Consider the following 15,662-nt stretch of genomic DNA (forward strand, 5'->3'; position numbering starts at 1 on the left):
ATATAGATTATTATAATACGAAACGGATTAAGGCAAAATTAAAAATGAGCCCGGTACAATACCGGACTCACTTTTATCAAGCTGCCTAATGAAATAACCGTGTCTAACTTTTAGGGGTCACTTCATTAGTTGTAATAACTGCTCTTTTTAATAAAACTTGAGTAACAAACAGATTGTATTGTGATTATTAGTAGAATATTGGATTTTATTTAGTTCTTTAACAAAGTCCTAATCTAGTTAGAAATAAAAAGCGCCATAAAAAGTGCTCAATGACTACTCTGAGTTGCTCATAATTATTCTAATGTTAAAATGGAAATCACAAAGGAGTGCTAGAAATTATTTATAAAGGTAATGAATAGTAAATAAGACAAAATATACTCATTGTAAATGAAGAAGCCCTAGAGTTTAGGGCTCTAGGGCTTCTAGTGCACATGGTTTTATAAAAAGAAAAAACGTAATGAAGATAACACATGAATGTTTCATAAATGTATCAAAAAAGTGAACAATATAACTATATTGCTCACTTTTTTAATTGTATATTTCACAACAGCAAAAGAAAAACATGCTATATTATTGCGAACAAAGCCTATGTGTATGTGAAATAAAGAGGAGCCGTCCTATTGGATAGCTCTTCTTGTTTGATGAATTAATATTACTATTCAAATAGTTTATCCAATAAATTTTGAATTTCACGTCTGCTTTTTTCTGTTTCCTTTTTATCAATTGCATATTTATTAAACTCAATAATAAGAACATCACCTTTTTTTACAGTAGAAGGGAGTGTGAGCCTTGGTACTTCAATTGTTATGTTGTTAATTATAATAGATACAGCTCAGATATTGCTGAATTAGATACGAAATCATAATTCGACTATGAAATAAGCAACTTAAGAAATTTTAACATAATCTGGAATGAAAAGAATGTGTAATAGTGTGTTTTTAGCTTTTAATTGCTTTATTGGGTATAGAGAAACAACGTAAATAAAAGGGCATGCAGTCGTATCTGCAGCTCTTTTTAGGAGGAATTCAAGACACCATTAGGACACGTATTGGTAAACAAGTTCAAAAATAGTATGTGTGAAAAGAAAAAGTCCTATACCAAAAGTAGACAGGATCTTATCTTTTTTACATTTTAAAAAATGAAATTCTGTCCTTTTGAAATCAGTACAGCACACACTTGGTTTGAAATGAAATTAGAAAAAGTATACATGAAAATGGCAGACAAATATTTTATTGCCTGCCGGTGCCAGTGGGGTGAATGAGTTAGTCAATTCAATAAATTGTGCTATCCCATTACCAGAAGAGTGAAGCCGCTAGTTCAAACGGCTTAGACATAGTTTGTCTAATAAAGAAAAAATTATGAGTAGAAATTTTGTTTGCTCTATATGAAAAGATAAATAGATATTCATCAGACAAGGATAATTTAGCATATCTTGAATAGGGTGTAGGAACGAATTAAAGAAAGGGATATTTGTTTAGGAAGGGACTGACTCAGGAGTGGGACTTTCGGACAGGGTTTGGGGAGCGGTGATTGCCTTTGGCATTGCGACTAATATCGTTGCTTGTATAATGGCAGTATACATTCAAAAATATGAGCTAATGATAAATCATCTTACAAATATTTTATTTTTAATAATTATCTCTTTAACGTTTATAAAGATGAAAATTAACAGATGGGTGGCTTTAGGATTTACATTAGTTGTAATAGAGAAAGGTATTAAAGCGGGCTATGACTTCTACACACATAATTATTATAGTGTCAGTTGGAGTTTAGCTATCATTGTCTATTGCATATACGAGATGGAAAAGTATCATATTGAAATAAACGAATAGGTGCAACAAAAAGGTGTTAGTAGGTGGAATTCTTTTTAAAATACTATAAAAAAGACACTACAAGAGTGTCTTTTTTTTGAAAATACTCTATAATTAACTTTGGGGAAGGTAATGTTAGAGTATTCGTTTAGCATTATCTTTATATTTGATAAACCATGAAATCGAAAGATTTTGTGGTTTATTTTATGAACAATAGATATTACAGTATTGGCAGTGAGTTATTAACCATTTTAAGCATTAGGGGAGAATGGATTAAAAGTTTAACATCGAATAACGGTTCCGGAATATAGTGTTGCGAAATGATCTCCCATATCCCAAACGGTACTTGCCTGTATATAGCCCTTAAAGCCTTCTGAAGAATAATAAATCTCTTTTGGTATACTTTCTTTAGTTTGGAAATGTGCTTTAGAGTACTTTACATAATGGTCTTTAACAACTTTTGCTTCTGGAACAATAGTGTTTTTTTGTTCCAATTTTGGCCTAGCACTAGAAGGTGGTATGAATTTTACATTGTCTTGGTAATTAGGATCTAAGGTGTCAGCTTGTACACTGTGTGACGAAACAAAGGTGCTTAGACTACTTCCCGCGATTAAAGTTGCAAATACTAACTTTGAGAATTTTGTTAATCTACTCATTCTATAATCTCCTTTTTATTATTTTGTAAGGTATCTCCTTACACCTCACAGTCTATATCCACTACAAAAGGGTGTACATACATATTGATAGACAAAATTCTACAAAATACCGCATGTTTTTGGGATTTATGTATAATAATCCAATGTCTAATAATCTATTAAAAGTAAAAAGGTAGGTCTTATATAAAAGAAAATGAATAATTTATGCAGGTAATGTATATGGAATTATTGTTTAAATATTCTAAAATGAGTTGATAAAGATGTTGGTAGGTTTTTTGGAAAACAAATAATTCCCTAGGTGAAATTTGGAAGGAAGATTCTCTGTTAGAGTTTTTATAAGGGAATTCATTTTCGTAGATTCAAAATGTAAAAATAACTAAAAGAGCAAGTGTTTCAATGGGTAAAAAGCTATGTTGAGTCTTTTTTCTCTGTCGGTGGTCGTCTAATCAATGAAATGACGGATGCTTATGATAGTTTGTGTCTAGCAACATTCGTGTATAAACGAATGAATTAAGAAAAGGGTGAAATATTGGATAACTCGAAATGGATGCCTTTAAGTAATGTTGATGATGATGAGGAAATTTGGGTAGGAGCAAGAGTTAGGTTGTACAATGTTGGTATGAATAGAGAAGATAAAGAAAATAATTTCTATGAATATATTATTTCTTATATCTACGACAACACTAACTACTTACAACTAACTAATTTAACAACAGGAAAAGCAGGTTATATTATTTGTGTCATTGAAAAAGAATTACCAAATAATTATGCTTTGGACAGAACATTAAAGCAAAGAATAGGTTTAGAAAATACCTATTTTAGATTTGAATAATCAACAAATAAGGGAAGCACCAACTCTAAGGTGTCTTCCCTTATTTAATACTTTTTATCAATAATCAATATTAACAGAGCCTAAATAAAAAAGTGAGAAAAATGATAAACACTCTTCTCACTTTCATCAATTAGGGTGGCATATACATAAATATGCGTTTGGGTGGATTTTGGATGAAAAATCCACATGCATAGTATAACAAAAAAATTATGGCTTTTCGCGTGTAATATTGCATATGAAAAATAGTAAAGTTTTAAATTTTAATATTAACAACTTATATATATATGTTACAATGTAATTCTCTAATTTATTTTATTCTCCTATTTAGAATTTATAGTTTAGTGATTTAATAAAACAAAAGTGGTTGTAATAAATAGATAAAACGATGAAATAATACAGTTAGAATGGTTAAAAGGCAGTTAAATATAAGTATTAAAAGAAATAAATTTACTTATTTATGTTTAGTGAATGTATTATGGTAAGAATTTCATCCGATTGGATTAGCGCTAAACTAGATTTTTATCCAAACAAATCCAATAATTATTTTTTAAATGAAGTATTTGTTGCATCAAGTTTATTTGGAATAATTCGTAGTCTAATAATTGCTGAATCTAGAAAAATAACATATTCGAAAGGAGAACAGATAAAACTCTGTCTGTGAAAATTAAATCTTTAAATTATAAAGTATGGATAATAGGATGTAATTGTGGTTTCATTTCGAATGGTACCATAAATGAATGTGGAAAAGTAAAGGAGAAAAATTTAAATAAACTATATAAGTAGTAAAAATGAAAAGGAGAAGTAGCTAGTGTTTAATATAAAAGAAAGATTGGGGCAAATAAAGCTTAAAACGAAGTTGTCTATGGCATTTATAGCAATATTAATTATACCAAGCCTTATCGTAGGAGTATCATCTTATAATAAAGCAAAAACAGATCTTAATGAAACAATTCTACAATCTGCAAAAGATAATATAAGTATTTTAGATAAGATTGTTGATGATGAATTAGAAAATAAGCATACAGATATCACTCATTTTGCAAAGGTACTCACACAAGGGGATTATAATCCTGAACAATCGCAAAATGTACAGAATAAATTTGATCAATATATACAGTTACATCCAGAGATAGAAACGATTTATACGGCATCCAGTAACAATCAATTTATTCATGCACCTGTTGGAAAAATACCAGAAGGGTTTAATCCGTTAGAAAGTAGTTGGTATAAGGATGCAGTAAAAGCAAATGGAGAGATTATTGTTTCATCTCCCTATAAATCAAAGTCTACAGGAAATATGGTAATTGCAATTGCAAAGCAGAATGCAGATAAAAGTGGTGTCATTGGCGTAGATTTGAATATTAAAGATATCGTAAAAACATCCAAAATGATAAAAATTGGGAAGCAAGGATTTGTATCTATAGTTAGTCAAGATAAAACTATAGTTGTTCATCCATCACTAAAACCTGGAGAGAAATTAGATAAAACTTTAGTGGATGAATTGTACAAGACAGAAGATGGAGTAATTACTTATAGCCTCAATGGTGAAGATCGAAACATAAGCTTTAAGACAAATAAAAAAACAGGTTGGAAAATAGCTGGCGTAATGCCTACGAAAGAAATTGAAGAAGCTACCAATCCTATTTTTTATAAAACGCTCACTATAATAGGTGCTTCATTATTGTTAGGTGGAATTGTAATTCTATTCATACTCAAATCTATAATTACTCCACTAAGACAATTAGTCATTTCAGCTCAAAGAATTAGTCAAGGAAATTTAACCGAGAAAATAGATATTCGTTCAAAGGATGAACTTGGTCAATTAGGTGGTAGTTTCAATACAATGGCAGAGTCGTTACGTAATATTATTTCTCAAATTAACACATCTGCAGGACATGTAGCTGCGTCTTCTGAGGAACTAACTGCTAGTGTAGAGCAAGCAAGTGTTGCGACAGAACAAATTACAAAAGAGATGGAAGAAATCTCGAACAGTGCAGAGGTTCAAAATAATGAAGTTGAGTCTGGAGCTGAATTAATTGGTGAGGTAACACGAAATATTCAATATGTAGCTGAGAATGCTTCTGAAGTATCGGCTTCATCCATATACACTAAACAAAAAGCCAATGAAGGTGAACAATTAGTAGAACAAACTGTAACACAAATGCAGTCTATCCATCACTCTGTTTCTCAATCCGATAATGTCATAAAATTATTAGATAAGAAATCACAGCAAATTGGCAGTATATTAGAAGCGATTCAAAATATTGCGGAACAAACAAATTTATTAGCATTAAATGCAGCGATTGAAGCAGCTAGAGCTGGGGAACAGGGGAGAGGGTTTGCAATTGTTGCTGATGAAGTTAGAAAGTTGGCGGAGCAATCATCCGAATCTTCAATGGAAATTGGAAGTTTAATTAAGGAAATACAAGCAGACGTACATGAGACTGTAAAAGCTATGAATGAAGTAGGCGTAGAAGTACAGTCGGGAATTAAGGTTGCGAATGATACAAAACAAAGTTTTTATGAGATTTCAAAATCTGCAAATGATATTGTATCAAAAGTGCATGGTATGGTAGAACTATCAAATAAAATGACAACTGATGCAATGAAAGTTGATACATCGATTGATCAAATAGCTATGGCTGTAAAAGAAAATTCTTCAAGTATGCAAACGATAGCTGGTTCATCTGAGGAACAACATGCTTCTATGGAAGAGATAAATTCTTCAGCAATACAATTAGCACAGATGGCGGAAGAACTTCAAGAGTTAATTGGTGGATTTAAGATTTAAGTTGAGATTCTAGGAGAGAATGCTAGAATCTTGTTACAGAGTGGAAATGAAAAATCTTATAACATAGTAAATAAGTATAATATGTACTCTCTATGCGTATTGAACAGGCAGATAAGCCATTTAAAAACCCTCCATTTGGAGGGTTTTTAAATACATTTACATTAAATTTGTGGTGGTGCACCACTATAATCGCCAACACTATATGAAGGAGCAGGATAATGCCCATGAGTAGCAAGCTGATCTGTTTTAGAAAACTGAAAAATTCCCACCGTTAATACCCCAATAAAAGCAATGCCTGATAATAATAAGCTAATTTTTTTCATTATTTTAACACTCCTTTTGCGATTGATTTTTGTCTTGCTTGATAACAAATATGGAAATAGTCACTTACTTTTTGGTGGTTCTCTAATTGTCTACATTTTGTGGCAAATAATTCGGCGTATTCGACAACATATTCCCATAATTCTTCTTCCTCAAAGTATAAGATTCCTTCTTGAATGATTTTTTCTAATTCTTCCAATGGAATATTTTCGTTTAATTTTTTTAAAATAGAGAAGTGGTGTGTGTATTCTTCGTTATGAATTTCTCTGCAAATCTGTAGACCCTTATCAATGAGTTGGCTGGCCGTTGATTGTTCTCCTAACTTATAATGTTCCTTAGCTTGTAGGAAGATGGCCTTGAAGTGTGTAGGGATTTTCTCTGTTACTTCTGAAAGGTGACGAATAGCTAAAGTAGACATACTTTGATCAGAATACAGCCACCCCATAGTATTTTTTACGTATAACAAGGAATCTTCTTCCCTATTTTTTTGTAGTAAATCAATTGCACAATGTAGATATTCTTCTGCTTGTTCGTACTGTTTTAAATAGATGCAGCAACCACCTAGCAAACTATTACAAAAGGCTGTTTTTACTTCATAACCTTCATACTTTGAAAAGATTGCTCTCGATTTATTTGCGTATTCGATAGAAGCGAGATTGTTATAGGTATGGTGATAGAAAGTAGCAATTCTATAGTAAAATTCGGCGTGTTCAATTTCATCTGGTATAGCTACCAATATTTTTTCTGCTAGTTTATAATGTTCCTCTGCCTCAGTATAATTTGATATAAAAGTGGAATGAATGGATTTGAAAAAATGATAATAGAATTGTAGAAATTGATCTGTAGGCATATCATAATCGCTAATAGTATCAAAACTATTTTGTTGAATACCAAGGCTATCTGTTAAGACCTTGTAACGAAATTCGAGTAGTGAATAGTATAGTAACAAATTTTGATCCTGATGCTCTTGATTCGGTTCAATGCTTAACTTATTAATTTTTTCATCAATTTTCTTTTTTAGATTAGTAGCTTTTATAACTTGCTGAGATAGCATAGATCGATACCAGTCGTTCAATAGAGAGGTTAATTGCTCATTTCCTTTTACTGAGACACTCATAATATACGCCCCCATTTTCTAAAAAAATCCTAATCCAATTTAATTATAAACATCATAACAAAATAGAAGAAAAAATGGAGTGATATTACAATATTTTTCAAGAAAATTCATAAAAAACAATCAATTTGTGTCGAATATACGTAGAATAAAACATCCAAAAATAATCAAAAGATGATATGAGTCTTTATACGTTCTATTAGGTGAACTAAGAAACTGTGATTGAAGATTTATGAAATCTCTTTTTCTTAAAACGATCAATTATGTGTTAATTTTTAGATTATTTTATCGGATAAATATAGTATGTATCACCACCAAATGTATAAATCTTGCGTATGTAAATAAGAAGAGAATAAAGGAAATAAAAAAGAACTTGTAAGAATTCCTACAAGTTCTTTTTTAGATAATGTAAAAGGTGAAACAGACTATGTCATTATTTGTAATAGTAAAATTATCTTATGTATGGTTTTGTTTTATTTTATCATTTTAGCCAAGAAGACTCCTTCCTCAAGGAGCGTGAAGGGTCACAGTCCAGTGAGTAGGCGGGAGATGAATTGGCCTCGAACAAGAGATGGCAGGAAGCCATCTTAATTGTTCGACATATAGAAAGTATTACTCTACTATCTATCGAATGTATGTTTGGTGTATAATAGTCATATACCGAAATGGAGGTGAATCAAATAATGATTAATAAAGCCTATAAGTTTCGTATCTATCCAAATCAAGCACAAGCAATTCTAATCAACAAAACGATTGGGTGTTCTCGCTTTGTATTCAATCATTTTCTATCCTTATGGGATCACGCATACAAAGAGACAGGAAAAGGCTTGACCTATGGTATATGCTCTGCCAAACTACCTGCCATGAAGAAAGAGCTTGTTTGGCTAAAAGAAGTGGATAGTATTGCGATTCAGTCGTCTGTTCGCAACCTTGCGGATGCTTATACGCGCTTTTTCAAAAAACAAAACAGCGCACCGTGCTTTAAATCTAAGAAGAACAACGTACAATCTTATACCACAAAACAAACAAATGAAAACATTGCCGTTGTAGGGAACAAAATAAAGTTGCCGAAACTAGGCCTTGTTCGATTTGCCAAAAGTCGCGAAGTAGAGGGGCGTATTGTAAATGCTACAGTTAGACAGAACCCTTCTGGTAGATATTTTGTGTCACTATTAGTTGAAACAGAAGTACAAGAACTTCCGAAAACACATTCTTACATTGGAATAGATGTAGGACTAAAAGATTTCGCTATTTTGTCAGATGGAACACACTATGAAAATCCGAAATTTTTCCGATCATTAGAAGATAAGTTGGCGAAAGCACAGCGTGTTCTTTCTAGAAGAATGAAAGGATCTTCTCGCTGGAATAAACAACGAGTAAAGGTAGCTAGAATTCATGAATACATATCAAATACTAGAAAAGATTACTTGGACAAAATTTCAACTGAAATCATCAAAAACCACGATGTTATCGGTATAGAGGATTTGCAAGTATCGAATATGTTAAAGAATCATAAGTTAGCAAAAGCAATTAGTGAGGTATCTTGGTTGCAATTTCGATCAATGTTAGAATACAAAGCAAAATGGTATGGCAAACAAGTCATTGTCGTATCGAAAACATTTGCTTCCAGCCAATTATGTTCTTGTTGTGGATATCAAAATAAAGACGTTAAAAATCTAAACCTACGTGAATGGGACTGTCCTTCTTGTCGTACACACCATGATAGGGATATTAACGCAAGTATCAATCTAAAGAGTGAAGCGATAAGGCTTCTAACCGCAAGGACTGCGGGGTTAGCCTAATCAATTAGAGTTCGATAGAACTCTTTACTTAGGAATCCCTCACTTCTAAACGAAGTGAAAGTGGGGGTAGTTCAAAGAAGATGTACTATATTGAAGATTTGTTCTTATTGTTGATTAAAGGGAAATTTAAGAATGGTAAGGGGAAAGTGCATAAAAGAGAAAGTCTCCTTTATTTATTCTGAAAAGATAATTCAAAAAGCTATTTGTGTATAGAATAAGCTATGCATAAATTCATCAACATTGGTGATAATAAATAAGAGAATCAATATATAAGCATAAACTTGTTAAAGCTCAGTGTAATTCTATAAATAGTAGATGTAATCATCTGAAAAATAACATTATTTACTTTTCGAGTAGGATAAGTAGAAAAAAAGGAAGTTTTTCTTTGAAGAAAGCTCTTTTGACAGGAATAGATTTTTTCATAACTAGAACAAATAAATTAATAATCACATATACTGTATTGTCGTTAAAGCAAGACATTATTTTCTCAGAACAAGGGAATCACTAGAAAAATACGTGATTCCTTTATTCTTCAATATAATGTCAATAGTTGATTTGAAATAACCGAAGAAATAAAATTTTTGTTAATGGACAATCACATAATTTTAGGTATAGTAGGTTTATAATTTAGACTATAAAAATTAATGTATCTTTTATTATTTTAACCAAGAAGACTCCCTCCATAAGGAACTCACAGCAAGTATGGGTAAGTGGGAGTAGTTCAAAGCATGCAATATTGTTTGATTTGGCTAATACATAGATTTCTCATCTCAGAACTGGTGTAAGAATTATAATGTTTATACCATTCTATTGTATTTTCTAAAGTCTGTTGTAGGGACCATTTTGGCTGCCAATTAAGATTGAATTTTGCTTTGCTAATGTCAAGGTTTAGTAAATTTGCTTCATGAAAATTTATTGGACCTATATTTTCTGCTGTCCAATCCCCGCAGCTCCAAATATCTAGTAAACTGGTCACTAATTTTTCTACTGAAACAATATTGCTTAGGGATGGCCCGAAGTTCCATGCTCCTGAAAAAAGGATACCATTATTTATAATTTTTTCTGTAAGGAGTAAATACCCGCTTAAAGGTTCTAGTACATGTTGCCAGGGTCTAATAGCAGTAGGATTTCTAATAATAATCTTTTTGTTTGATTCTAATGCTCGTATACAATCGGGAATAATTCTATCTATTGACCAATCACCACCACCAATTACATTACCAGCTCGAACACTTGCAATTATTTTCTTGTGTTGAGAAAATTTTTCTTCTGAAAAGTAAGAATTACGATAGGAAGAAATTAAAAGTTCGCAGCATCCTTTGCTTGAGCTATATATGTCATGGCCGCCCATAGGGTCAATTTCACGATAACCCCAAGGCCATTCTTTATTCTCATAGCACTTGTCACTTGTCACCATAATTCCTATTTTAGCTGATTCATGTAATCGAATTGCCTCTAGTACATTCATAGTTCCTACAACGTTTACCTCGTATGTTTCTCTAGGATATTCATATGAATACTTAACTAGAGGTTGGGCAGCTAAATGGAATACAATTTCAGGTTTATAATCTGTAAAAACCTTATTTAATTTATTAAAATCTCTAATGTCTCCACGAATATCAATTATATTATTTTGAAGGTTAGTAATGTTAAAGTTATCATTTTTATTTTTAGGATCTAATGAATATCCGATTACAGCAGCACCTAATTCATTCAACCATAGGGATAACCAAGAACCTTTAAAACCAGTATGTCCAGTAATTAAAATTCTTTTTCCGTAAAAAGCATTATTAAAGTTTCGGTTTAACAATTAGTCCACCTCCTTTAGTACCCTATTTTTAGGGGGTTAGGTATAAATGTTTATTATTTTTATACCAATTAATAGTTTTTATAATTCCTTCTTCAATATTAATTCTAGGTTCCCAGGAAAGAGAGTTTTTTATTTTTTGCACATCTGCTTCAGGAACCCATCTTTCATTTGTTCTAGAGGAAATTGCACCGTAATTTGGTCTGGAATTGGTTTTCAAATGTTTGAATAATAATTCTACATAATGTTTCAAGGGGTGAATAGTGCCGCTCCCAATATTAAAGATTTCATTTTGTACAGTAGTATTTTCTACTGCTAGGATACAGGCATCTATTACATTTTCTATATAACAATAATCTCTTAATTGATTACATAAAGTTAAATTTACATCTTTGTTTTGTAATACTCGCAAGATTATATAGCTAAAAATTTTATGCGGCTCTTCGCCTTCTCCGAATATGCCAAAAGGTCTTAATGTTATAAGATTAATATTGTTTTCGCTAGCAATTTGATGGGCGAGTATAGTAGCAGCAGCTTTGGTACTTCCATAGATGTCCACAGGAGTTAGTAACATATTTTCATGAATAGGTTCCATCTTGTTACCGTATTCAGAACTACTCCCAAAATTGATGATTTTTTTACAATTCACCAATTTTGCTGCTTGAATAATGTTACAAGTCCCTATAACATTTGTTTCTATAGCATGGATGTAATCTGTATGGGCAGAATTTACACCATAGGCTGCCAGGTGAAAGATATAATCGGGATTAATTTTCTTTATTGCATCTTGTACTTGTTTTTTATCTCGTATATCTATTTCATAGGTTTCAATATATTTTAGAATATCCTTTAGTCTCCAAGAATTTGATGGTGTTCTTATGAAAAGAACAATTTTTGCTTGTAAATTTAAAAGTCTTCGTGCCAAGTGAGAACCAATAAAACCGTATCCACCAGTAATAAGGAAAGTTTTATTTTTAAATGAAGCAATCATAGTGATAATCTATCCTTTATTAAGATGTATTTTTAGTTGCTGAAATAAATAGATTTATTTTTAAATAAGGAAAGTATCAGTCTTAATTGTGATGAGGGGAGGGGTATTTAAAATAATTTTTTATTGTTGTTGTATCAATTTGGTCAGCAAATAAAGAGGAGGGAGATTTTTGAAAAGTATTATGAAGGGTATGACATGTCTTGTTCAATTGTTCAATATAAGGAATGTATATATAATCTAAAACTGCTGGAGGTAATTCTAAAGTTTCTTGTTTCCATAAATCGAACTCATTTGGATTAATAATTTGCATACTTCCAAAATGAAAAGCTATTAATTCATCTTGATCAATAAAAACTTTATTATCTGTTTTGGATATAGAACTGCTATTTAAAATGACATTCCAAGGTGCTGCATCAATACCTTTATGAGTCATGATTTTTATATTAGAAAAGATGTTAGGAATGTGATTTAAATATTTTTGGTCACCCCATCTATTCATTTCAACATCATATTGATTATTGCAATATTCTAGGCATTTATCTTTCCACCATGTTAAAATTTCTTTACTATTTTGATCATTTTTGAAGCCTACTAAACCAGCTTGGTATATACCGTGTATGCTTTCAATTTCAGTAGAGCTTCTTTGAGGGCAAAGAAATACAGAGTACTTCCACCATTCATCAAGAATGATATTAGGTGCTGTAAAGAAATACATATCAGCATCACAATATATAATGTGATCAACTTCCGGATAAAGACTAAGGACATGTAGACATAGGGGCGCTTTTAATGTCCAACAATACTCTTGTAAACTTCTATCATTTTTTATACTGAGGAGTTCATGATTTTCAATTTCTTTTACCGGAATTAGTATGGCGTGCTTTAATTTTAATTTCTCTAATATTTGATAAGTTAAATCATCCATACAACAGATCCATACAGTAAATTTAGCGTTGAAATTTTCTAAGGAATAATAAGAGGTCAATCCTTGAATTAATCGTTCTTTACTTATAATCATGGAAAAGTTCATAAAATGATTGGATTGATTCATTTTTCTTCTTAATTGTGAATCTTTATATAAAGTTTGAGCTTTATTTATATCTTTTTTACTTAAAAATTGTTTAGTATCTTTATTGAATTTATCCTTTAATTGCTTTAAAACAAATTGAATTCTCTCTAAATATGGAGTGTAAATATGGTTTAATATATTATTGGGTATTGAAATTTCTCCCAAAGACCAAAGATCAAAATCATTTTCAGTAAAGATAGTAATACATGCAAAATGGTAAACAACTAGTTTGTCGTTTTCAATAAATATATCGTTTTTAGTCTTGTCAATTTTATAATCGTTATTATATATACAGTTCCAAGGCGCAGCATTTATACCTAAGTTATTTGAAATTTTTACTTTTGGAAAATATATAGGGATATAATCTAAATACTTTTGGTCTCCAAATTTCCCCTCCTCAGCCTCGGCACTGCACCAATCTATACATTTATTTTTCCACCATCTTACACTTTTTAGTCCATAGAGATCATTCTTAAATCCAATTAGACCAGCCTGATATTTTCCATACATTTTTTCTACCCAATCACGATCTCTTTGGGGGGTTAGGAAAATAGAATGGTCACCCCATTCCTCAAAAATAATATTAGGGTCAGAGAAAAAGCATAAATCACCATCACAATATAGAATAGATGGTAAATCATAATTGACCAATAAATATTCTATCAAGACAGATTTTAAAGTCCAACAATATTCATTTACTTTTCTTTTTCTCTTAATTGCTTTTAATTCACGATCTTCCAATTCTTCAACTTGTAAAAGGTTTACATTAATTAAACTCATTTCTTTTAATAGTGAATATACAAAAGGATCTATACAACAAATCCACAATGTGAATTTTTCTGAGTACTGCATTAATGATTGCTGTAAAGCAATAATTTTCAAGACATACTCACTACCTACAATGACGCAGAAATGATTATTTAGATCATGTTGTTGATTATAGAATTGGGGATCAATTCTTTTTTGAGTATTTTTTTTGGAGAGATTTGAAGCTTTAAATCCTGTTGAAAGTGGGTTAACTATTTTCTCATTAGAGGGGATATACAATCGAGGTAAACTTATTTTTTTATCATTAGAGTTCAATGCTTATTCAGTCCTCTCCACTAAAATTTATTTGGATTCCAACTTTCATTTACAGTTTTTAAATCTTTAGGTGTATCGACACTAGCCCAAAAGTCATTGTGTTCATAGACTGCGAGCTCATTGTCTTTTATTAAATTTCGAAGAGGATCTTCTTCTAGAACACAATCATCATTATTACTTAAATAATCGAATATTTCTTTGTTAAATACAAAAAAACCGCCATTAATTACTTCATCAAGTAATGGTTTTTCTTTAAAATCAATAGCAATTCCATCTTCGACCGCCAATAGGCCGTATTGACTATTTTTTTTAATTCCAGTTAATGTAGCAATTTTTTCTTTTTCTTTATGGAATGCTATTAGTTGATCAATATCTATATTGGCTAATCCGTCACCATAAGTTAATAAAAAGGTTTCACCCTGTACAAAGGATTCAAGTTTTTTTAGTCTTGCCCCGGTCATTGTATCAATTCCTGTATCTATAAAGTGTATATTCCAATTTTCTAATTTCTGAAGTAGCGTATATTGACTGGTTTTAAAATTCAAACTAAAGTCATTCTCTTTCCAGCTAAAGTCCATAAAATATTCCTTAATTTTCTCACCTTTATATCCTAAGGGCAAAATGAAATCAGAATGTCCATATTTTCTATACCAATTCATTATATGCAAGAGGAGAGGCTTTCCTTGAACTCGAACTAATGGTTTGGGAATGTCCTCTAAAATTCCTTGCATCCGAAGCCCTTTTCCGCCACACAAAATTATGACTTTCATAGATTTATTTCCTTCCTCTCTATATATTTTACTAATTTAAACTATGTAATTTGTTTGGTAAATGTATACACGGTTGTACCATAATGACAATCAACTAAAAAAAATATGTTAGATTTATAATTCAGATGCTGATTAAACGTGGAGAATACACATTGTAGTTTATCATTAATTATATGTAAATTAGGTTCTTTTAAAATCTATGCTTTAGTTTATTTAATATTAATGAAAGAAATTGCTTGTTCTTAAGATAAAAGAAGGGGAAGGAAATCAAGGGAATTGAAGAAGCTTATAATGAAATATCCAAGAAGACAAAATATAAGATAAAGTATGGAAGTAAGTAGTCGTGAATGCACTACATAAGCAGAATATGCTGATCGCATAAATGATTATACAGAAATCAACAGAAGAATAACAAAGGGAATTAGCCATTTGAAGGAAAATGGAACAACTATTTTTACATTTTATAAATTCAAAAAAGAGCACCGCATTGAAGTGACCCCTAAAAGTTAGACACGGTTATTTCATTAGGCAGCTTGATAAAAGTGAGTCCGGTATTGTACCGGGCTCATTTTTAATTTTGCCTTAATCCGTTTCGTATTATAATAATCTATATAT

Annotated in this window: 14 protein-coding genes; 5 read left to right on the top strand and 9 right to left on the bottom strand. The window is 31.1% G+C overall.

The features are described 5' to 3' along the window. A partial coding sequence (locus tag EBQ15_RS30100) for an IS3 family transposase (protein WP_139358419.1) occupies positions 1–89 on the top strand: 89 nt, incomplete at its 5' end. A 566-nt stretch (positions 90–655) separates the two neighbouring features. Here EBQ15_RS30100 and EBQ15_RS30105 read toward each other — a convergent pair. Next, positions 656–823 carry a DUF3006 domain-containing protein gene (locus tag EBQ15_RS30105; RefSeq protein WP_046945785.1) on the bottom strand — a complete coding sequence of 56 codons (168 nt, stop codon included), beginning with the start codon at positions 821–823 and terminating at the stop codon, positions 656–658. A 673-nt stretch (positions 824–1,496) separates the two neighbouring features. Between EBQ15_RS30105 and EBQ15_RS30110 the strand changes: the two genes are divergently transcribed. After that, positions 1,497–1,832, top strand: a complete 336-nt coding sequence (locus EBQ15_RS30110) for a hypothetical protein (protein WP_000524431.1) — start codon at positions 1,497–1,499, stop codon at positions 1,830–1,832. A 260-nt stretch (positions 1,833–2,092) separates the two neighbouring features. Here EBQ15_RS30110 and EBQ15_RS30115 read toward each other — a convergent pair whose 3' ends face one another. Further along, entirely contained in the window at positions 2,093–2,467 is a 375-nt protein-coding gene (locus EBQ15_RS30115; protein WP_000088958.1) for a hypothetical protein, read from the bottom strand. Between the two features lie 547 nt (positions 2,468–3,014). Between EBQ15_RS30115 and EBQ15_RS30120 the strand changes: the two genes are divergently transcribed. Both EBQ15_RS30120 and EBQ15_RS30130 read left to right on the top strand, forming a co-directional pair. Then, complete coding sequence (locus EBQ15_RS30120; RefSeq protein ID WP_002001666.1) at positions 3,015–3,299, top strand: hypothetical protein; 285 nt, start codon at positions 3,015–3,017, stop codon at positions 3,297–3,299. Positions 3,300–4,107: 808 nt separating this feature from the next. Then, positions 4,108–6,090: a methyl-accepting chemotaxis protein gene (locus tag EBQ15_RS30130; RefSeq protein ID WP_000481861.1), complete on the top strand. Its 1,983-nt coding sequence runs from the start codon at positions 4,108–4,110 to the stop codon at positions 6,088–6,090. Positions 6,091–6,251: 161 nt separating this feature from the next. Here EBQ15_RS30130 and EBQ15_RS31360 read toward each other — a convergent pair whose 3' ends face one another. After that, positions 6,252–6,413: a hypothetical protein gene (locus EBQ15_RS31360; RefSeq protein WP_000724109.1), complete on the bottom strand. Its 162-nt coding sequence runs from the start codon at positions 6,411–6,413 to the stop codon at positions 6,252–6,254. After that, a complete protein-coding gene (locus tag EBQ15_RS30135) occupies positions 6,413–7,528 on the bottom strand; it encodes a Rap family tetratricopeptide repeat protein (RefSeq protein ID WP_000116962.1) in 1,116 nt (371 codons plus the stop codon). Before EBQ15_RS30135 ends, EBQ15_RS31360 begins: the two co-directional genes overlap by 1 nt. A gap of 680 nt (positions 7,529–8,208) precedes the next feature. Between EBQ15_RS30135 and tnpB the strand changes: the two genes are divergently transcribed. Beyond that, positions 8,209–9,327, top strand: a complete 1,119-nt coding sequence (tnpB, locus tag EBQ15_RS30140; protein WP_033693016.1) for an IS200/IS605 family element RNA-guided endonuclease TnpB — start codon at positions 8,209–8,211, stop codon at positions 9,325–9,327. Positions 9,328–10,048: 721 nt separating this feature from the next. Here tnpB and rfbG read toward each other — a convergent pair. From rfbG to EBQ15_RS30165, 5 genes are all read right to left on the bottom strand, one after another. Next, positions 10,049–11,137: a CDP-glucose 4,6-dehydratase gene (rfbG, locus tag EBQ15_RS30145; protein ID WP_000934727.1), complete on the bottom strand. Its 1,089-nt coding sequence runs from the start codon at positions 11,135–11,137 to the stop codon at positions 10,049–10,051. A 28-nt stretch (positions 11,138–11,165) separates the two neighbouring features. Further along, on the bottom strand, positions 11,166–12,125 hold the full coding sequence (locus EBQ15_RS30150) for an NAD-dependent epimerase/dehydratase family protein (protein WP_000561951.1): 960 nt from the start codon (positions 12,123–12,125) through the stop codon (positions 11,166–11,168). 82 nt (positions 12,126–12,207) lie between these two features. After that, complete coding sequence (locus tag EBQ15_RS30155; protein ID WP_001087517.1) at positions 12,208–14,277, bottom strand: hypothetical protein; 2,070 nt, start codon at positions 14,275–14,277, stop codon at positions 12,208–12,210. Between the two features lie 20 nt (positions 14,278–14,297). Next, on the bottom strand, positions 14,298–15,047 hold the full coding sequence (locus tag EBQ15_RS30160) for a sugar phosphate nucleotidyltransferase (protein ID WP_000864431.1): 750 nt from the start codon (positions 15,045–15,047) through the stop codon (positions 14,298–14,300). 524 nt (positions 15,048–15,571) lie between these two features. Continuing rightward, positions 15,572–15,662, bottom strand: a 91-nt coding sequence (locus EBQ15_RS30165; RefSeq protein ID WP_130953558.1) for an IS3 family transposase, incomplete at its 5' end; no start/stop codon positions are given.

The organism is Bacillus sp. 2D03, from assembly GCF_003946765.1.
In the GTDB taxonomy this organism is placed as follows: Bacteria; Bacillota; Bacilli; order Bacillales; family Bacillaceae_G; genus Bacillus_A; species Bacillus_A cereus.